Raw genomic sequence first — 17855 nt, forward strand, 5'->3', positions numbered from 1 at the left:
CCACGAACCACGTACCACCAACCACGTACCACGTACCACGCACCACGTACCACGTACCACGTACCACCAACCACTAGGATACCCAGCGATAGATCAGGTAGGCCAAGCAAAGAATAAACATCCAGAACGAAATCTTATTAATCCCGTGCATGACGCGGAGGTTGATTCCTTCGTCTTTTTCTTTCTTGAAGAGGTTTACCGGGTTGATGTAATAGAGGACTTTTCGGAAAAACATGGCTTGGCGTGTTTAAGATAGAACTGTGGGGAGGGCAGAATGTTTACTGCTTCGCTGCGATGACGCTGATCTCGACGTTTACGCCTTTGGGCAGTCCTTTCACAGCGACGGTTTCGCGGGCTGGGAAATCAGACTCAAAGTACGAGGCGTAGATGGCGTTCACCTCATTGAAGAGATCCATATCTGAAAGGAAGATGGACGTCTTGAGGATATCGCGCACTGAGTATCCTGCGGCTTCTAGCACGGCTTCGAGGTTACTCATCACCTTTGTTGCTTCCTCTTGGATGGAAGAGTTCATTAGTTCACCGCTTCCTGCGTCAAGGGCGATTTGTCCGCTGACGAAAAGGAAGTCTCCAAACTTTACTGCTTGGTTATATGGTCCGATTGGTGCTGGGGCACCTGAGGTAGTAATGATCTCTTTCATTGGATTACATTTGCGACCAAAGTTAGCGCATTGAGGCTACTCATACTCGACAATTACGATTCATTCACATACAACCTGCATCACTACCTCGTTCCAATGGTAGATCAGGTCGACGTATTCCGCAACGACGCCATTGCTTTAGACGAGGTTGCAGCGTATGACGCCGTGGTGTTGTCTCCTGGTCCGGGTCTACCCAAGGAAGCCGGTATCATGATGGATCTTATCGAAAGGTATGTCGAAACCAAACCCATCCTCGGGGTTTGTTTGGGACATCAAGCCTTATGCGAATACTTTGGTGGTCAGCTTCTAAATCTTCCAGAAGTGTATCATGGAAGAGTAAGTCAGTGCCACATTAAAGACCGCGAAGGCTTGTTTCAAGGCATCCCCACTCCCTTCACCATCGGACATTACCATTCATGGGTCATAGACCCTGAAACATCCGGAAAAGGCATCCAAGTCACCGCCATCAACGAATTCGGATGGATGATGGCCATGCGCCATGAGCAACACCCATGCTGCGGCGTTCAATTCCACCCGGAGAGTGTAATGACGGAGTATGGGAAAGAGTTACTCCGAAACTGGGTTGAGCAAGCGGCGCTGAATGTGAAACGATAAAAAGTACCAGGATTAGCAAAGCCACAGCATACTGCATACAGCATACCGCATACAGACGGTCCACAGTCCACAGTCCACGGTCCACAGTCCTCGAGATGGATTTCTTCCTTACATTCGTCCCATGGCAGAAGAACACTACATGAAGATCATCGAGACGGGGATTATTGCAATAGCATTTCTCATCATCCGCACCATCATCTTTCGGATCATTAACAAGACGATGACCGATCGTTTTCTCCATGAAACCAGAGGGGTTGTCATGAAGAAAGTGATCAGCATCACACTCACCTTGATCGCCCTCATTTTTGCATCTTTGATTTGGGGGGTTGATCAAGCCGAATTGGCAGTATTCATAGGATCTGTATTAACGGTTGTAGGAGTCGCGTTCTTCGCTCAGTGGTCACTCTTATCGAACATTACTTCGAGCATTATCATCTTCTTCAATCACCCGATCAAACTCAATGATCAAATTGTGATTATGGAAGGCAAAGAATTCGAGATCAAGGGTAAGGTGACCAACATTGGACTGTTCTTCATCACTCTTGAAATGGCAGATGGTGAGGAGTTGAGTTTGCCGAACAATGTGTTTATTCAGAAGAGCGTACGAAAGATTTCGAAGGCTTAAGGCGTAGGGCTTAAGGCCTATGGCGTTAGGCGAACTTAACTGATCATGCAGCCGCCGCAGGCGGACTAATCATGCTGAAACCGGCGTCCGGCATCCGGCGTCCGAAATTTTCATTATGTCGATAACCAAGACCTAATCATGCTGATTCCGGCGTCCGGCGTCCGAAACTATCATTACATCAATAAAACTCATTCCTCATTATTCAAAAGCAGCTTACGGCTTACAGCTTACTGCCTGCGTATTCGCTTAGCTGCTGGCACCACTCAAGCACAGCCACCTTGTCTTGTTCCTTTGGCTCCTTTCCCTTCATGTGAAGCTTGAGTTCTTCGATGTGTTCTTGAGCTAAGGCTTGGTGGTCTCCTTCCAGTTCTTCTAGGCGTTGGATCATGTGGATGAGGAATTCTCTGCTTCGCTGATCGTAGATTTCAGCGCGAGAAAGAGCTCCTCGATTTCCTCGACGCAAGGCTCTGCGCTCACGCTTTGGCACATCCATATTTAAATACAAAGTTTCAGGTGCCACATTCACGCGGACACCTACTACTCCTTTTCCCTCGCAGTACGCACACATACCCGGTAACCAAAGCAATTCAGCGTTGAGTCGTTTGATGTCGGCATCATCGACACTTCCTTTTCCGAGGCAGCGTGGGCAGGGTTTGGTTTTGAAGAACATGTTTTTCTTGGCTTAGGGCGTATGGCTTAAGGCTTAAGTTGCAATTTAGTATTCAGAGATTATTACTCAATACCTTTTCCGTTCACTTATCGTAGTCTACCGTTTACGGAAACTACGGGCGGTACTCCTTGGCTTTCTATCTAACTTGAGGGAACATTAACGAAAATCACTTCTCTCGATGTTTACCAAAACGACTCCACTGGCTTGGCTGGGACTGACAGCTCTTTTCCTCTCTCTATCACCTTCTGTCTTAGCTCAAAATGAAGACTTTTCGCTCTCACGATTTTCGGAGTACGAGCATAAGATTCCGACCGTTGATTTATCGAAGTCGACGGGGACTGAAGATGTGCTTGACCAGGCATTTGATGACGCGTTCGCTGGTTCTACGGTGAAAGGAATGACTGCTGCATTGGTAACTTCTGAAGGAACCGTTTGGGAGCGCGCAGCTGGGTTGAGTGAAGAGTTTCCAGCTGACGCTACGCTCACCATTGATCACCTTCACGGAATTGCCTCGAATACGAAATCGTACGTCGCGGCGACCGTTCTTTTGATGGCAGAAGATGGCTTGCTAGATATCGACGATTCAATGGATATGTACCTCGAGCCTATCGAGAACACAGATGGGTCAGTGACCATCGCACAGCTGTTGGGAATGCGCAGTGGATTCAGTGATTATCTCAATGACAATCCTGACTGGGTGCCATACCTCTTTGATGAAGAGGGAACCATTTGGGAGATTGAAGATCTACTCAGTTTATTCATGCTCGAACCGAACTTTGACGTCGACCAAGACTGGGGGTACTCCAACAGCAACTACCTGCTAGCCGCATTGATCATGGAAAGCATCACAGGCAATCCATGGCACGAAGAAGTGCGAAACAGAGTCCTCGACCCACTCGGATTGACTGAGACTTTCGTCTACCCATTCGAGGAACCAACCAACGAACAAGCGCTCTCTCATGTCTGGGGTGGCAACGAAGATGGAGAATTTGTAGACCTAACGGAGGTTATTGATATCCCAAGCTTCTTCAGCATTGCCACCAGCGCAGGATGCATCATCAGCACCGCAGAAGACCTCGCCAAGTTCAGAGTTGGCCTGCACGGCGGTCAACTTCTTGAAGCTGCGAGCTATGAAGAAATGAAACAAGCCTACTCCCCTGCCGGCATCGGCATTGACTACGGACTGGGCATCTACTCAGACAACTATTTCGCAGAAGAAAACTGGGGCCATGATGGAAGCTGGGGTTACTTAAGCCTCTCACGCTACTTCCCAGAGTGCGATTACGCCTTAGTTGTCATTCAAAATGAACCACGCACCCAAGGGGTTGGCAACAACTACGTAAACGCATTCCTTGACCTCAAAGAAACCTACGACATCTGCGAATGCGGCTTGGTCTCAACCGATGAGATTTCGCCAGTAGAAATAGATCTATATCCTAACCCTTCAAGTGGGGTGTTGAATGTGCAGGTAGATGCTTTGGAGGTGGAGTTGCGAGTGATTGATCTTCTTGGAAACACCGTCATCGGCAACTTAAAGGCTGGAAGCAACTCACTTGAGATGCTGAGCAATGGTACGTATTTGGTTGTGGGTGTTGTTGATGGGGAGATTGTTAGGGAGAAGGTTTTGGTGGAGAAGTAAGGTTTTAGTCTTGAGTATTTAGTTCTTGGTTTTTAGTTTGGGTATTCGCCTCGGGTGGATTAATCATGCTGATTCCGGCGTTCGGCATTCGGCGTCCGAAACTTTCTTCATATCAATAACCTAATTCCTAATCACGCTAACCGCCAAAGGCGGACTAATCATACTAACCGCCGAAGGCAGACTAATCATGCTGATTCCGGCGTCCGGCTTCCGGCTTCCGAAATTTTCATTCTATCGATAACTAAAACCTAATCATACTAACCGCCGAAAGCGGACTAACCATGCTATTCGCTCCAAGCGACCTCCCCATCCTATTCCCAAATTCCCTTTCTTCGTAATAAGAAACTACTTCATCTGATTATGCCATTTATTCCTAGAGTTCCGAAACCTCCGATGAAAGAGGAAGATCTCCAGTTTATTGACCATGAGATGTCTTTTCTATTGGAGCTTCGTCCTGAGTTAAAGGATAAAGAGTTGATCTTACCATTGCAGCGTTTTTTCCCTGACACGTATCGAGGAACGGAGGAGGATGCACGAATTGTGATTGACCGAGTAACTGAGCTCTGCGACGTGGTACCAGGTAGTTTTAAACTAGAGTTTGAAGATGAAGGACTTCGTCCGCTTCAAGGATTGGATAATTGGGAAAGTAGCGGAAGAAGCAGCGCGGGGTTATACGAACATGATCTCTACCCAACGATTACCATCAGCCGCGACATGTTCCGAAATTTCTCTGAATTAGTGAGCACCACGGCACATGAGTTAAGCCACCTCATCTATTATCGCTATTCCGAAATGGATTGCAGTCTTGCCCGTATGGCTTCTATTCACAAATCAGGTCTAGCTGATGAGGCCCCAGATTTCGAAGAGATTTCTCATGAAGAAAGAATCCACCGCGAAGAGTTGTTGACAGATATCCTCACGATCATGAACGGTTTCGGAATCTTTCTGGGAAACAGCAGTTTTCATTTCAGTCAGTGGTCAGGTGCTGGCAAAATGGGCTGGCAAACAGGATCTCTTGGTTATTTACCTACGATTGGCGCGGCCTACGTCCTTGCTAAACTAGAGTACAAAGGAGAAGAAAAGCTCCCGGATTGGGTGAAATACATGTCCAGCGCCATGAAAAGCGATTTTAAGAAGACGTGGAGGTGGGTTCATTATGTGAGTAAGGCTAGGTAGCCTTCTAATGAGATATACATGGATTCACATCTTTCCTATCTTCGATTCAACAACTAAACACCATGAGCGAAGATTCTGATATTCTCGATCAAATAGATCCTCCAAAGGTCAAGCCCAGAAAAGAAAGTAAGGTACCGCTGATCGTATATACCGTCATGGTAATGGGCTATATAGCCAGTTACTTCAGCGAAGCCGTGAATGGAGGGCTTTCTTTCTCATATATCAGCTTTCCTTATTCAGGCATTTTCACGTTAGGAGTGTGGGTATTGGTTGCTCGCAAACATAAGTTTTGGACTTCTGCCTTTTCAACTACTTTGATCCTCTCTTTCCTGGGTATTATAGAGTACACCACATTCTTCGTTGGGATCACACTGGGGAAATTCGAAATCAACGGCTTAGCCATTTTAATCTACCTCTTTCATATCACGATGAATGACGTCGTTTGGCCATGGACAAAAGAGAAGAGAATCGTCACTAGCACCGCGGAAGGTCGAACGGCTTATTTTGAAGACAAATTCAAAGACAAGACTGACGGACAGCTCAAAGCCATTTTGAACGGGAAACACTCATCAGCGGAGTCGAAGAAAGCGGCGAAAAAGCTATTAGATCAACGTGATGGAGATTCTTGATAATAAATTAAAGGTGAGCTAAACGAAATTCAACCAATTGCTTCCCTTGATCGTATACTGTTTACCAGAACTTCCAATCACCTAGATTGCTTTGGCTCCAACATCAAGCTCGAGCAACATTCCAATGTAACCGGCGGTAATTTCTGGGGTGTCATGTGCACCTGAAAGCTGGCAGCAACTCACTCGAGATGTTAAGCAATGGTACGTACTTGGTAATAGGAGTTGTTGATGTGGATGTTGCGAAGGAGAAGATTGTGCTGGAGAGGTAAGTACTTAGTGATTAGTCTTTAGTTTTTAGTTTTTGGTTTTTGGCTATTAGTCTAAATAAGGCAGTTCACAACAAGTGCGCTTTGATAGCCGTTCATACTGAAACCGCATGATTATGGATATGAACGTTGCCTTCGATTACTGTGTTGAGTTGCTTGAACACTGGGCTGTGCTCACCGGAACCACCTACAAAGAGATCAACATCTGGATATTCGTCATTATCGAACCGATTGTTTTCGTCGTAATGTCTTTGTGGATTTGGTGGTTGCTCCGAAGAGTTAAGTCGCTCAAGAAGACCACTTCTTTGAGTACCCTAGGTGCAGACTAGTCAATCGTCACTTCAATTTTTCCTTCTTCCGCTTCATCATGCGTTCCCATCACAATGAACCATGAATCATTCGACTTTCGCCAATAATTCCCAGTGTATGTAAAGAAGAACTCTTCTTTCCCGCTGAACGCAGGAAAGCGCACGGATTCTTCTGGATGGTATTTAAAAATGAGACGAAGCTTATCTTTTGGATTGAGTTCAACTGGAAAATCAAAGAGATCTTTCCGCTTCAACGCTTCTGCTAGCTTCTGATGATTCACTTTGAAATCTTCTTCGCTCATTCCTGAGGGAAACTGCACCTCCCCTAGCACCATTTCCATCTTACCTTCGACATAACGATAGAGCTCCCAAATATGATCCGCATTATGCAGCTCGTCTTCAGAAGCACAAGAACAGAGTTTGAGGTTTTTGGTTGGGATGCACATGAAAGAGAGTAGTGAATTGCTTACAAACAAGAAGTAATTGGTTTTGTTTCGGTTAAAACCAAAGGCAGACTGACCACCCACAAAAGATACCAATTACTTCCAAAAGAAATTCGCTAGCCGCCCAGTCAAGCAGTTGAGGGATTTGATTGATAGTCCGCATACTTCAGCTGAGGCGCGGGAGGGGGCTAGGAAGGTTTTGGAAGGGAGAGAGTAACGAAACGCCCGGCTCAAGAATATGAACCGGACGCTTTTTGACGGTGAATTAGTTCACCCAGACTTTGAACATCATCATCACGCGATTCTCGAAGACATTCCATGGTACTCGAATTTTTCCATCTGTACCGGGCATAGGATCTCGAAGAATGACATAGTGCGGGATAGTATTATTCCATTGATCTACAGAATATTCAATTGCTGTTAATACATAGGCATGACCAACACCACCGTTAGGATTCCGAAGGCCTACAATCAAGGGCCATTTATAAGCTAACGCTTGGGTAATTTCATTTACATGGTTCACCACAGAGGAACAGTGAATAGTAGAATATCCGCCTCGAATATTTGGAGCCCATCCGCTCAATGCTCGTCTTATTTGGTTTGCATTCGCAGGTCGATCAACCAAATCACCGTAGATGTGATGTACGATCTGTTCTTGTGTCACGTATAGCCCGTGATAATTCAAAACCATCTGAGAACATGCCGCCCAACACCAATTTGCTTGTCGTTGATTCCCATAAACAGATTCTGCTGCCATGAATTCGAATTCCACTGTTGGAACACCAGCAATGAAATAATTCGGTCCAGTTTGTTGAATTGACTGAGCGCTTGCTACGCCACAAGCGAGTGTCATGAAAATTACAAGTAGATATCTCATTACATTCGATTTAAGGGTTGTAATTAATTCCCCTCCAAAAATGTGGACTTTAAAGTTGCCCTGATGTGAGATATTGGAGGAGAGTTGGGGGCTCAGATAAAGACTGACCCCCCGGTTTATCAGTCCCGATTAGCAAACTCTCACATGCTTCTATTGCTAACCGAGGTTTTGATGATTAGCGAGTCGCCACGGGTTCGAAGATCGTTCCCAGTGACTTGAAGTTGATTGCTTTCGACAGCGTGACCACCATGTATGGGGTTGGTACATCAATACGATTGTAGATTTCTGCGTGTACTGTCAGACCCGCATTTGGCTCTGTAATCCAAATTTTCCCGTAGTAGAACGCATCCAGATCATTCGCTCTGAAGGGCTGATCTAATCTTCGTTCTTGGCTCGATAATGTTGAGAAAGGTCGCATGAGTCCACCCCCTACTTGGAAACGAACCGAAATCTTGTCATTTGAATGATCAAACATCAATCCTGCGCCTAAATTCAGGTCAAATTGATTACCGTAAATAGTGGTTAGATTCGGGTTATACGAACCGGAATAATCAACAGGCGAAGATTCGCCAATAGCATAAGTGATAGTATCTCTATCTTGAATATTTGTGTATTGATAGTCCGTCTTAGAGCGTCTCCAAATAAACTCACCAGTCAACATGAAGTAGCCTTTGGTAGCACGTCGTGACGCTGAATGATCTCCGAGTTTTCGCAATAAAGACATTTGCATACCAATGTTATCAGCCTGGTATGTGGTTCTACGATCAGCAACACGACTGAATTCAGTAATTGAGTCGTTTCCTACCATCAGATCTTCTCTGAAGTTTCTTGTCGTAACTGAATCAGTACTCGAGAACGATCGATTCCCATAAAGGCTAACATAGGTGCCATACTTTCCATCCTGATTAGGCATGAATAAGTTGGTTGCGAAGAATAGTTTGTTTGCTTCTACTCCGTCCACCAAATCGAAATTAGTTCCGATGTAAGCCAGGTAGTTATAGTCGTTCAGTTTCGCAATAGGCAATACCTTAATGGTCATTTTCTGAATCGCACCAGTATTCGTTTCCGCCTTGTCTTCATCTCCTTCTTTGATAATTAATCCAAGATCAATCTGGCGGTTTCTATCGCTCATTTCATCTTTAGGCACGGTCAAGAAGAACTTGAATTTCTTCCCTTCATCAGCGTCTGTGAAGGATGTTTTTGTGGTGGAGATTGAGAATTCGTTCGCATTCAAAGTAGTACTTGAAAGCACTTTGACATCAACGGTATACGTTTTTCCGTCTGGGATTTTCTCAATCTCTAGTGTATAAACTACGGTCACATCTTGCAAAGAAGAACGTGTCAAAGAATCTGTAGCTTCTGAGAATTGGACCTTAAGAATAGTGTCTCCCTCTTCACCATCCTCTCCAGCATCATCGGTTGCTGGATCCGGGGTTTCGGTGGGAGTTGGTTCAGGCGAGGGCTCTTCCGTTTCTTCTGTCGTGGTAACAGTTTCAATAACTTCAGCACCATTCTGCTGAACCTCTTCTTGTGCGAAAATCGATACTGAGGTTAATAGAATTACGAGAAGCAGGAACTGCTTAATACTAAGTTGTAGGTTGTAGGTTTTCATGGCATGTGATTTTTGAATGATTACATGCCGCAAGATTCAATCATCCTAAAAGCCTTGAAACCGTGATTGCACGTGAAAACGCCTCCGTATAATTACGAATTCAGTGCGTACTTATACTCAACACCTGAGTGTCTATACGGGTATGTTTTCCAAAATTTGGAATTACATCAAAAACGAAATTACTTGCCAATCAAATCACTAATAATCATTTAACTATGAAATCAAACAATTCAATTTTAATCTGCATAATTGCCTTGATACTTGGAGTGACGATAGGCTACTTTTTAGGAGCTTCAGGAGGAGAAGAAGGAGCGTTTTCTGGAGGTGACCCAATCGAAGATGACCTCGCTCAGTGTATGGTTAAATCATACGCCCAAAACCCAAGTTATCATTTGGCAGGCAGGTATGACGATACTCCGGTCGAAGTGCCTTATGTAAATGGAAGACCATTACCACCAAGACCCGCGAAACTTGAATCCTGGTTTATTGAACGAAACGCTCTCATGGCGTTGACACGCGATCACACATACAACAACGACAATGACGACGAAGTAAAAGAGCGAATTTCTGGATTCAGGATATATCCCGCGATGCATAAGACATGTGTCAATGTTCAAGAAATGAATCCTCCAACGGGAAACCCATCTATTGATACAGTTCATTATAACTACCATACACTTGTCTTTGTACCTACAGTTGAACGTCAAAATTTGCACTTACCCTTGAATGGACGTGCTTATGAGTTCGTTGATCCTTGTCCAAATGACTGCTTAGATGAACAATATTGTGTGGAGCCAGCTTCCTCATCCAATCAATTATGGAATTGGTTATGTCATGATTATGTAACCGGATTAGAATGCTCTCAGAAAATTCCTAATCCTGATAAATGCGATTAAAGCTTTTATCTCAGCTTGTGTACTTTCTGACACTACTCTTATCGAGTGGTGTCGGATTGTACCTCTTCAAGAAGATTCCGATTCCTCTCAGGGTTCTAATTGTTCTCCTGGTTCTGACATTAGCAAACGAATTCTTTGTTCATTTCGTTGGTTCAAGGGATCAGAACATTCTTGCTTATTGGGGTTACGCTATTTTAAGTTGCTGTATCGTTCCATTAACGATTGGACTTTCGAGCAAACTCAAAATAATGAGGAATATAAGTCTGTTATTCACTGTCATAATAACAGCCTTTGGTATATTATCTTTGCTTAGTTATGAAACATTACCGTTTCCTTCGAAATGGCTTTTGACCATAATACCTGCGCTCATAACGTATATCGTAATAACGTTATTCAAAAGAGTGAAAGAGCCCTCGGTTACCCCTTTGTTCAAAAACTGGAGAATAACAGTACCCCTCATATTCCTTGCATATTACACGTTAACGCTTCTATACCTAGGGTCAATCAACTATTTCATCAACAAGGGAGCCGTGAACGAAATCCTCAATGGCTTCAACCGCATTGTTTCCATTGTATACTACCTCTCCCTCGGGTATATTTTGTATTCTTCAGCTGAACCCTCTCGCATAAATGACTGAAGATTTAACTTTTCTCCTGATTTCTGGAATATTGGTTTTTCTCCTGCTTATTGTAGGAATAGTGGCGTTTGTAATTGCATATCAAAAAAACCTAAGATCGCACCAAGCTGAGAAGTCGCTTCTGCTATCAGAGTTTCAGAATCAGTTACTCGAATCCCAACTAGAAATCTCCGAACAAACTATGCGCCAAATCGCCCAAGAGATTCACGATAATGTTGGTCAGCGACTTACAATGGTAATGCATGCCACGGAGAAATCAGGCGATCAGGATCTAAGCAACATACTACTAGAAATACGAGAAGATTTAAGAGGAATTTCTCATAGTCTCCATAGCTCCAGAATTGCAGAACTAGGTCTAGACCTTGCCTTGGAGAAAGAATGCCTGCTTGTCCAAAAGACTGCTGGCTTGACTTGTCACTATCACCCGACCGAAGAACGACTATTATTGACACCTCAGGAAGAGGTCATCCTGTTTCGATGTGTGCAAGAGGCCATCAACAATGCTATCAAATACGCTGAAGCCAAAGAATTGAACGTAACGCTTGCTGTTTCGGATTCTACTCTCAAATTAGAAGTTAACGATAACGGGATAGGGTTCGAGATCAATAGCAAAGCAAATGGACTCGGACTTACCAGCATTAATGAACGGATGCAAATGATTCAAGGAACGTTCGAAATTGCCTCCAAAGTTGGCTCTGGTACGACACTCACCTTTACAAAAGAAATGAACCATGGATCAGATTAGAATTGCTATCGCCGACGATCACGATTTGATCCGAAATGGCATCGCGAAATTGGTAGAAGAGTATAACTGCGAGGTCATTTTCCAAGCTACCAACGGCCAAGATCTCATCGATCAATTAGCCAACCAATCCGTTGACGTTGTTTTGATGGATATCAATATGCCCGAGAAAGACGGAATAAAAGCAACACAGGAAATCTCTGACAACTACCCTAATATCAAGGTCGTTGCGCTGACGGCTCTGGAAGACGAAACGAATACCATTCGAATGCTGCGTGCAGGGGCTCGTGCTTACCTTCTCAAAAGTTCTTCATCAGAAGAACTGAATCGAGCCATTCGAGATGTGTTTGAACGCGGCTATCATTTCTCCGAACTTGTTTCGGGCAGGCTAATTCAGAACCTGAATAAGAACCACGAAAGCCAAGAAACTTCTATTGCTTTGGAGCTAAGCGAACGTGAAATTGAATTTGTCCAATACTTGTGTACCGAAATGACGAACAAGGAAATTGCTGATAAGATGCACGTTTCGCCACGTACATCTGAGGGGTGGCGCAAAAGTCTATGTGACAAGTTCGGAGTGAGTACTAGAGTGGGGATTGTGTTGTTCGCGTTTCGAAACAATCTTACCAGTTGAGTCCCTTAAAGAAACACTCAACTACCAACGTTATATTTCTTCCAACGAATTCTAGATTTGCTCACTTAGCCCTGATATAATTGTGATCTTGTCTCAATGGAAAGACAAAGTACAACCTTGATTGAGAAGGATTTGATCCTTTCTTGGGAAAGCTTCGTGATCAAACGGACTTACACATACTTCTTGGTTGGAATTCTCTCCTTAGCCCTCATCCCCCTCCTATTCATCGGCCCGAACCTTTGGTTCAGCATTTTCTTACAGAAATGGTATGTCATTCTTGGGGCTATCATGGGCTTCGTTCTATACAATATATCCCTCAACAAGCGCCTGGCGCGAGTGATCTTAACCGGATCACTGAATAGCTTTGCTGGAGGAATTACCATTGGCTGCTTAACCGTACTCTTTGGATACATCGGTGGCTTTCTTGGAGAAGCGTTAGAATATCAAACGCAATATGGATGTTCTCCTCCGAAGCCGATCCTCTACTCTTCGGCAATGAGTCTAGCTTATAGTTATGCCTTCACCTCCGTTCCCGTACTCATTTTTGGACTTCGACTAGGTTCAGAGTTAGAGGAACGAAGGATACTTACTCTTCTCAAAATGAATACCTAACAAAGAACCATTAACCCTTCTTAACCCTACGCCACCTAAATTTTCGCCATCTTCCCGCTACTAACATTATTTGCCTTGCTTTTTACCCGAATTCTCTGTCCGATAATCGGCTTTCTGTTTGGCCTTCAGATAAGATCAAAGAGTCAAATCTTGGTTAGCCCTGAAATACACTCTGCTCATGAATGACATACTTGACAGTCATGAGATAGAGCCGACAAATGAATTAGTCAAACAATTCACTCAAAAAACCCGCAAAAATGCCTTCACCTCGGTATTCGCTTGTCTTTTCTGCCTCTTTATATTCGTGGTTGCGGTGGAAGACAAGGCTTCCATTGTTGAAGGTGTTAAGAAGTTATTTGACCTGCGTTGGATACTACCGCTTTGCGTAATGCTGTTCACGATCTTCAAGGCAAGTAAAACCATCGGCTCCAAGATTGCGCTCAGAAGAATCAATCCTTTTCTCGGTTTCTTCGGAATCTTATACCTCGCCTTTTTTGCCACTTTTGTGACAGCCTGCATATCGCAAATGATCTGGGAAAAGTTGATGTACACAATCCTTATTTCTAATGAGTCAATGTTTATGGGTGCATTTATTATCTCGAACCTCATCATCCTGATCCCCGGGCTTTTTGTGGGAATAATTTACGGTGCCGACCTGCGTATCACCCGTGATGAGCTCTTCCCTCCTTCTGAGCAGAAGATTTAGCCACACCCCTCAAAAACTCCAAATCCCCCCACGAATTCTCCTTCACCTCATCCAACAGAATATCCTTCCTTTACTTAGCTTCAAAATCAAGCTTATCACATGGACATCCTCGACAACGACCAAGTCACCTCCTCGATTACACCCGAGATGCGCAGCCAACTGTCAAATCTGATTGTTGTTAGAAGCGCCATTTTTTGCGGTATAGGATTCTTCGCGGCTATTTTAATCTGTGTGACCTTTCTCGGCGCCAGTTTCTTGACCGAGCTCTGGAATGAACTCGGCATCGTAGTTCTCGGGGTTTTGGTTGGATTGATTGTCACCCTGCTGACCACCACGCGACTTTTTGCACGTGTCATCTCGGAAGAGAAACTCAACCCATTGTTGGGTGGAATTTTGATTGCAATTGTGACGGTCATTATCGGACATTTCTTCGGATTCCTTGGCTTCATCATCGAGAATATGATGAAGGATTTCTACGACTTCCCAGGTTTCGAAGGCTACATCGCTACACTTGGGTTAACAGCTGCATTTGGAGGACTACCTTGCATCATCCTCGGAGTGATCTTTGGGTTGAATGTGGGGTATAAGAAGCGAGAAATCTACCCCCGGTAGGCGGGACGCCGTAGGCTGTATGCCGTAAGCAGTAGGCCGCAGGCAGAAGGCAGAGGGCTGATCTTTAGTTATTAGTTCTTAGTCTTTGGTTATTGGTTATCAATTCTAGATTATCGTCTATCAGTTATTGATTATAGATTATCGTTTATAGATTCGTTTCATGTCCGATCTTCTCGATGAACAAGAGATAACTACCGAAATCTCCCCTTCCCTGCGTGAGGCGATGATCAGTTCTGTGATTATGCGCGGAATGATCTTCATCCTCATTGGTGTGGCACTGGCAGTTTCTATTACACTGATGCTGAGCAGAAAAGGATCATTTAGCAATCTCTTACAGAATGAGAAAGGAATGATCCTCGGGATCATCGTCGGACTCATATTTTGTGTCCTTGTTGTGGTGCGTTTGGTAGCACGATGGGTCGCTTATGAACAATTAGCGAGCATATTCGCAGGTTTAATCTTCGCCTTCGCTACCCTCCTTTTAGCACACACCTTCGGATACCTAGGATACGAAGCACAGCATCTAAACGACCCTCCCCCAGACCACGGACAGATACATCTCTTTGAACTCGATTACCAAAGCACACTATTCTTAACCATGCTCATCGGAGGGCCACCAGCGCTGGTGCTCGGACTTATTTTTGGAATTGGAATTAAGCGAAGGAGAGTTGTCTTGTTTGGTAGATAGACGTTAGCATGATTAGGCCGCCTGCGGCGGATAGGGGCACTCATGCGTGCCCTTAACCAAGGGCGCACCACGCACCTCTAGGGGCGCGCATGCGTGCCCTTAACTTATCGGTTATCAGTTATAGTTTATCGATTGACCCTAGACTCTCGTCTCTCGACCCTCGACAATCAGAACAGAAGCCCGTTCGGCCCACCCCTCGCTTGCAACTTCAAGTCTTGAAGGAGTGATGACTTCACATTCAGCTGGATGCTGAAGCTTTGGCGGACACCAAATGGAATCCAGTTGAAGGTGAGTTCCCAGCAGTGGAGATCCCAGTAGAGATTGAGCGTGGTTGGTGTGAATTCGCCTTCTGTGAAATCGTACCCGGAATCGAAGCCGATTTTCCATTTTTCGAAGAGACTGAAATCTCCACGGAACAGCACCGTTTGGGCGATGACATCTTCGTCTGCCTGGGTTTCGGTGTTCCAGTTACGACGTAAGTTGAGCGTGTAGCTGAGGTTCAACGACCAAGGCACATTGAAATCGACAAAAGCGCCTGGGTTGCGTTCAATGACTTCGAGTTCTTCCTCTGTGGCATTTTCTGTATTGCGAGTACCCGTGCGCTGCTTGCTTCGTAGGTTCATGTTCACCGAACCGGTCAAGCTTTCAAGACGTAGCAGTCGTCCTTGAGATTGGGATAGGTAGGTGTTGATTTCACGTCCGGTAGAATCACGGTCGTAAGCGCTGTGGCTGCTGTTCGCGCTCAAGCTGATGTTGTTCCAAAGCGTAGTAAATCCACGCATCGAAATGTTCGATAGATTCAATGAATCAGCCATCATATTGTAACTACCTGAAATGATGTAGTTATCAATGATCTTCTGCTTCTTCGTCGCACCTCGTTTACCCTTCTTATCGCGCACCTTCACCTCAAGGTTGTTAGCCAAAGAGAAGTTCACGTTGAACTGCTCACTTGTGCTTCCCGGACGGAATCTAGCCGCATCAAAGGTGGTATATGAGTTCAGGTCTCCAGCTGTGTTGTAGTAAAAGAGATTGCGGTTCACAGCTGGCACATATGACAATCCTGCCTGTGGGGTTACCACGTGGCGAATGGCCTTTAAGTTCTTGAACTTGCGGAAGTTCTTGATCCCGTAGAATCGGGTATTCAAGCTACCACTCACACGCCAATCACGCGCAGAGCGGAATCCATTCAAAGTATCTGCCGCGAGATCTCCTGAATTTTGCTCAACCAGGTCGAGGTATTTGAAAGTCCAGTATTCGTTGTAGTTGAATGAAGGGGTGAAGGTCACAAAGCCCAGACGTGCTTGCGTAGATACGCTGGCGGTCTGGCGAATTCCATTCTGTGCTTGACGACTCAACTGCGCTGTTTCATCCCAGCGGAAGAGACTTTGACTTTCCGAAATGAAGTTCTCGAAGTTGGCTGAATAAGTCACACCAATCTGATCGTACCACTTATTCGAACTCACCTTGCTACCAAGCCACTTGGAAATGGGTAGGTTCGTACGGTTGCGGTTGAAGGTGATTCCTGGCAGTGTCAACTGCACATTTCCCGTCTGCGAGTTTTGTGAGTGACGTGCGTTTACGGCCAATGAATACGGTTTCCCTGGGAAGCTCTTATTCCATTGTATACTCGAGCTGAAGGTATTCGAGAGGTAATCCGTCTGCGAGCTGTTCAGGTTATTCCGGAAGTTATTCGTCGTACCAAAGTTGATGTTGGCAGTAAAACGACTGTTCGGACGAGCTTTCGGGTCTTGGTTGTGTTGCCAACGAACGAAGAATTCAGTACTCTTCGAGAAGTCTGAAAGCTCTGGAATACTCTGTTTCACTACCGTTCGAGATATGTTGAAGCTCCCAGTATATTTGTAGCGCTTTCGGTAATTCGTTAGGTTTTTAATACTCCAGCTACCGCGGGAATAGATATCTCCCAATAGACGGGTATCCAAATTCCGACCGAGAGGGAGATAATACCCCCCATCTTTTAAGAAATATCCCAAGTTATTCGCATTACCATAACCTGGAAGAATCACCCCATGGCTCGACTCATTCTTAGTTGGGAACCATGCAAAAGGCAAAGCCAAAGGCAATGGCACCTTCCTGACCTTCATATACAACGGACCAGAGACCACCTTCTCATCAGGAATCAAAATCGCCTTACTCAAATGGAAGTGGTAATGAGGGTTCTCAGCATCACAGGTCGTGAACTTCCCTCCTTTGACATGAATCCATTCGTTTTCGTGTCTTTTCGAAATATTGGTATGGAAAACCGCATCCCCTTCTTGTGTCACCGCGATCTTGCTGTAGCCTTGCTTGGTGCGGAAGTTGTAACACATATACTCTTGAGTGAACGATTGTCCAGCATCATCTAAAACTGGCTTGCCCATCAACACCCCTGTTGAATCCGGAACACCTGAGGCGCAGGCTTCGTTATTCGTGAAATCGTATTCGACGTAATCAGCCGTTAACGTGAGGGTTTCAAACTTCACAATCGCCCCACCATACAAGAGAACCCGGTTATTGATCGCATCAAAGATCATCGAATCCTCAGCATCGTAGAAAATGCTTGAATTGATCGCATCTACACTTTCTGTACTATCTGGCACATCTTCCACGTTAGTGAAGGAAAGCGTGTCAGTTGGCACGATGGTTGGGTTATTAGGATCAGAAACCTGTAACGAATCCTCTTGACCTGCAAGGGAAAAGCATGTCATTATCAACACGGCCGCGAGGAAAAAACCGAGCGTGGTTGCTGATAGTCCGAGAGTGTTCGTTATACCTTTGGTCATTAGGGGATAAACGGGCGCCCAAAGCTAC

At 45.0% G+C, this 17855-nt stretch carries 20 protein-coding genes; 13 read left to right on the top strand and 7 right to left on the bottom strand.

Annotation, left to right across the window (positions count from 1 at the left end; genetic code table 11):
- Positions 1 to 73: 73 nt before the first annotated feature.
- Positions 74 to 235, bottom strand: a complete 162-nt coding sequence (locus RA156_RS10355) for a DUF6728 family protein (RefSeq protein WP_306639943.1) — start codon at positions 233 to 235, stop codon at positions 74 to 76.
- Positions 236 to 278: 43 nt separating this feature from the next.
- The gene (locus RA156_RS10360; protein WP_306639944.1) at positions 279 to 659 is read right to left on the bottom strand and encodes a Rid family detoxifying hydrolase; all 381 of its coding nucleotides are present in this window, start codon (positions 657 to 659) and stop codon (positions 279 to 281) included.
- A gap of 30 nt (positions 660 to 689) precedes the next feature.
- Here RA156_RS10360 and RA156_RS10365 point away from each other — a divergent pair, with 30 nt between their 5' ends.
- On the top strand, positions 690 to 1274 hold the full coding sequence (locus RA156_RS10365; RefSeq protein ID WP_306639945.1) for an anthranilate synthase component II: 585 nt from the start codon (positions 690 to 692) through the stop codon (positions 1272 to 1274).
- Between the two features lie 121 nt (positions 1275 to 1395).
- Positions 1396 to 1899, top strand: coding sequence for a mechanosensitive ion channel domain-containing protein (locus tag RA156_RS10370; RefSeq protein ID WP_306639947.1), 504 nt, complete (start codon positions 1396 to 1398; stop codon positions 1897 to 1899).
- Positions 1900 to 2119: 220 nt separating this feature from the next.
- Here the strand turns inward: RA156_RS10370 and RA156_RS10375 are convergent, their stop codons facing one another.
- Positions 2120 to 2569 (bottom strand): hypothetical protein, encoded by a 450-nt coding sequence (locus tag RA156_RS10375; protein ID WP_306639949.1) that lies wholly within the window; start codon positions 2567 to 2569, stop codon positions 2120 to 2122.
- 178 nt (positions 2570 to 2747) lie between these two features.
- Between RA156_RS10375 and RA156_RS10380 the strand changes: the two genes are divergently transcribed.
- From RA156_RS10380 to RA156_RS10395, 4 genes are all read left to right on the top strand, one after another.
- A complete protein-coding gene (locus RA156_RS10380) occupies positions 2748 to 4208 on the top strand; it encodes a serine hydrolase (RefSeq protein ID WP_306639950.1) in 1461 nt (486 codons plus the stop codon).
- 393 nt (positions 4209 to 4601) lie between these two features.
- Positions 4602 to 5384 carry a hypothetical protein gene (locus tag RA156_RS10385; protein WP_306639951.1) on the top strand — a complete coding sequence of 261 codons (783 nt, stop codon included), beginning with the start codon at positions 4602 to 4604 and terminating at the stop codon, positions 5382 to 5384.
- A gap of 62 nt (positions 5385 to 5446) precedes the next feature.
- On the top strand, positions 5447 to 6013 hold the full coding sequence (locus RA156_RS10390) for a hypothetical protein (RefSeq protein ID WP_306639952.1): 567 nt from the start codon (positions 5447 to 5449) through the stop codon (positions 6011 to 6013).
- 382 nt (positions 6014 to 6395) lie between these two features.
- The gene (locus RA156_RS10395; protein WP_306639953.1) at positions 6396 to 6608 is read left to right on the top strand and encodes a hypothetical protein; all 213 of its coding nucleotides are present in this window, start codon (positions 6396 to 6398) and stop codon (positions 6606 to 6608) included.
- Here RA156_RS10395 and RA156_RS10400 read toward each other — a convergent pair.
- The 3 genes from RA156_RS10400 to RA156_RS10410 all read right to left on the bottom strand — a co-directional run bounded on the left by RA156_RS10400 (position 6605) and on the right by RA156_RS10410 (position 9519).
- Positions 6605 to 7033 carry a hypothetical protein gene (locus RA156_RS10400; RefSeq protein ID WP_306639955.1) on the bottom strand — a complete coding sequence of 143 codons (429 nt, stop codon included), beginning with the start codon at positions 7031 to 7033 and terminating at the stop codon, positions 6605 to 6607. The two genes, RA156_RS10395 and RA156_RS10400, sit on opposite strands and share 4 nt — an antisense overlap.
- A 262-nt stretch (positions 7034 to 7295) precedes the next feature.
- Positions 7296 to 7907 (bottom strand): C39 family peptidase, encoded by a 612-nt coding sequence (locus tag RA156_RS10405; protein ID WP_306639957.1) that lies wholly within the window; start codon positions 7905 to 7907, stop codon positions 7296 to 7298.
- A 175-nt stretch (positions 7908 to 8082) separates the two neighbouring features.
- Positions 8083 to 9519, bottom strand: coding sequence for a hypothetical protein (locus tag RA156_RS10410; RefSeq protein WP_306639958.1), 1437 nt, complete (start codon positions 9517 to 9519; stop codon positions 8083 to 8085).
- 215 nt (positions 9520 to 9734) lie between these two features.
- On the opposite strand from RA156_RS10410, the gene RA156_RS10415 reads away from it, so the two are divergent.
- The 7 genes from RA156_RS10415 to RA156_RS10445 all read left to right on the top strand — a co-directional run bounded on the left by RA156_RS10415 (position 9735) and on the right by RA156_RS10445 (position 15047).
- Complete coding sequence (locus tag RA156_RS10415) at positions 9735 to 10415, top strand: hypothetical protein (protein ID WP_306639960.1); 681 nt, start codon at positions 9735 to 9737, stop codon at positions 10413 to 10415.
- A gap of 630 nt (positions 10416 to 11045) precedes the next feature.
- A complete protein-coding gene (locus tag RA156_RS10420; protein WP_306639961.1) occupies positions 11046 to 11798 on the top strand; it encodes a sensor histidine kinase in 753 nt (250 codons plus the stop codon).
- Complete coding sequence (locus RA156_RS10425; protein ID WP_306639964.1) at positions 11785 to 12429, top strand: response regulator transcription factor; 645 nt, start codon at positions 11785 to 11787, stop codon at positions 12427 to 12429. The genes RA156_RS10420 and RA156_RS10425 overlap by 14 nt, the downstream gene beginning before the upstream one ends.
- A gap of 96 nt (positions 12430 to 12525) precedes the next feature.
- Complete coding sequence (locus RA156_RS10430) at positions 12526 to 13041, top strand: hypothetical protein (protein ID WP_306639965.1); 516 nt, start codon at positions 12526 to 12528, stop codon at positions 13039 to 13041.
- Between the two features lie 178 nt (positions 13042 to 13219).
- On the top strand, positions 13220 to 13747 hold the full coding sequence (locus tag RA156_RS10435) for a hypothetical protein (protein WP_306639967.1): 528 nt from the start codon (positions 13220 to 13222) through the stop codon (positions 13745 to 13747).
- 99 nt (positions 13748 to 13846) lie between these two features.
- Positions 13847 to 14359 (top strand): hypothetical protein, encoded by a 513-nt coding sequence (locus RA156_RS10440; RefSeq protein WP_306639969.1) that lies wholly within the window; start codon positions 13847 to 13849, stop codon positions 14357 to 14359.
- A gap of 160 nt (positions 14360 to 14519) precedes the next feature.
- Positions 14520 to 15047: a hypothetical protein gene (locus tag RA156_RS10445; protein ID WP_306639970.1), complete on the top strand. Its 528-nt coding sequence runs from the start codon at positions 14520 to 14522 to the stop codon at positions 15045 to 15047.
- 167 nt (positions 15048 to 15214) lie between these two features.
- Here the strand turns inward: RA156_RS10445 and RA156_RS10450 are convergent, their stop codons facing one another.
- Positions 15215 to 17683: a putative LPS assembly protein LptD gene (locus RA156_RS10450; RefSeq protein WP_306639971.1), complete on the bottom strand. Its 2469-nt coding sequence runs from the start codon at positions 17681 to 17683 to the stop codon at positions 15215 to 15217.
- Positions 17684 to 17855 lie beyond the last annotated feature (172 nt).

Source organism: Sanyastnella coralliicola (assembly GCF_030845195.1).
Classification (GTDB): Bacteria; Bacteroidota; Bacteroidia; order Flavobacteriales_D; family Sanyastnellaceae; genus Sanyastnella; species Sanyastnella coralliicola.

Excerpts from the sequence above, each read along its gene's own strand:
- RA156_RS10435 (WP_306639967.1), top strand. The coding sequence starts at position 13,220 with ATGAATGACATACTTGACAGTCATGAGATAGAGCCGACAAATGAATTA.
- RA156_RS10445 (WP_306639970.1), top strand. The coding sequence starts at position 14,520 with ATGTCCGATCTTCTCGATGAACAAGAGATAACTACCGAAATCTCCCCT.
- RA156_RS10425 (WP_306639964.1), top strand. The coding sequence starts at position 11,785 with ATGGATCAGATTAGAATTGCTATCGCCGACGATCACGATTTGATCCGA.
- RA156_RS10385 (WP_306639951.1), top strand. The coding sequence starts at position 4,602 with ATGAAAGAGGAAGATCTCCAGTTTATTGACCATGAGATGTCTTTTCTA.
- RA156_RS10360 (WP_306639944.1), bottom strand. The coding sequence starts at position 659 with ATGAAAGAGATCATTACTACCTCAGGTGCCCCAGCACCAATCGGACCA.
- RA156_RS10420 (WP_306639961.1), top strand. The coding sequence starts at position 11,046 with ATGACTGAAGATTTAACTTTTCTCCTGATTTCTGGAATATTGGTTTTT.
- RA156_RS10390 (WP_306639952.1), top strand. The coding sequence starts at position 5,447 with ATGAGCGAAGATTCTGATATTCTCGATCAAATAGATCCTCCAAAGGTC.
- RA156_RS10415 (WP_306639960.1), top strand. The coding sequence starts at position 9,735 with ATGAAATCAAACAATTCAATTTTAATCTGCATAATTGCCTTGATACTT.
- RA156_RS10370 (WP_306639947.1), top strand. The coding sequence starts at position 1,396 with ATGGCAGAAGAACACTACATGAAGATCATCGAGACGGGGATTATTGCA.
- RA156_RS10405 (WP_306639957.1), bottom strand. The coding sequence starts at position 7,907 with ATGAGATATCTACTTGTAATTTTCATGACACTCGCTTGTGGCGTAGCA.
- RA156_RS10410 (WP_306639958.1), bottom strand. The coding sequence starts at position 9,519 with ATGAAAACCTACAACCTACAACTTAGTATTAAGCAGTTCCTGCTTCTC.
- RA156_RS10430 (WP_306639965.1), top strand. The coding sequence starts at position 12,526 with ATGGAAAGACAAAGTACAACCTTGATTGAGAAGGATTTGATCCTTTCT.
- RA156_RS10400 (WP_306639955.1), bottom strand. The coding sequence starts at position 7,033 with ATGTGCATCCCAACCAAAAACCTCAAACTCTGTTCTTGTGCTTCTGAA.
- RA156_RS10375 (WP_306639949.1), bottom strand. The coding sequence starts at position 2,569 with ATGTTCTTCAAAACCAAACCCTGCCCACGCTGCCTCGGAAAAGGAAGT.
- RA156_RS10355 (WP_306639943.1), bottom strand. The coding sequence starts at position 235 with ATGTTTTTCCGAAAAGTCCTCTATTACATCAACCCGGTAAACCTCTTC.
- RA156_RS10395 (WP_306639953.1), top strand. The coding sequence starts at position 6,396 with ATGGATATGAACGTTGCCTTCGATTACTGTGTTGAGTTGCTTGAACAC.
- RA156_RS10440 (WP_306639969.1), top strand. The coding sequence starts at position 13,847 with ATGGACATCCTCGACAACGACCAAGTCACCTCCTCGATTACACCCGAG.
- RA156_RS10380 (WP_306639950.1), top strand. The coding sequence starts at position 2,748 with ATGTTTACCAAAACGACTCCACTGGCTTGGCTGGGACTGACAGCTCTT.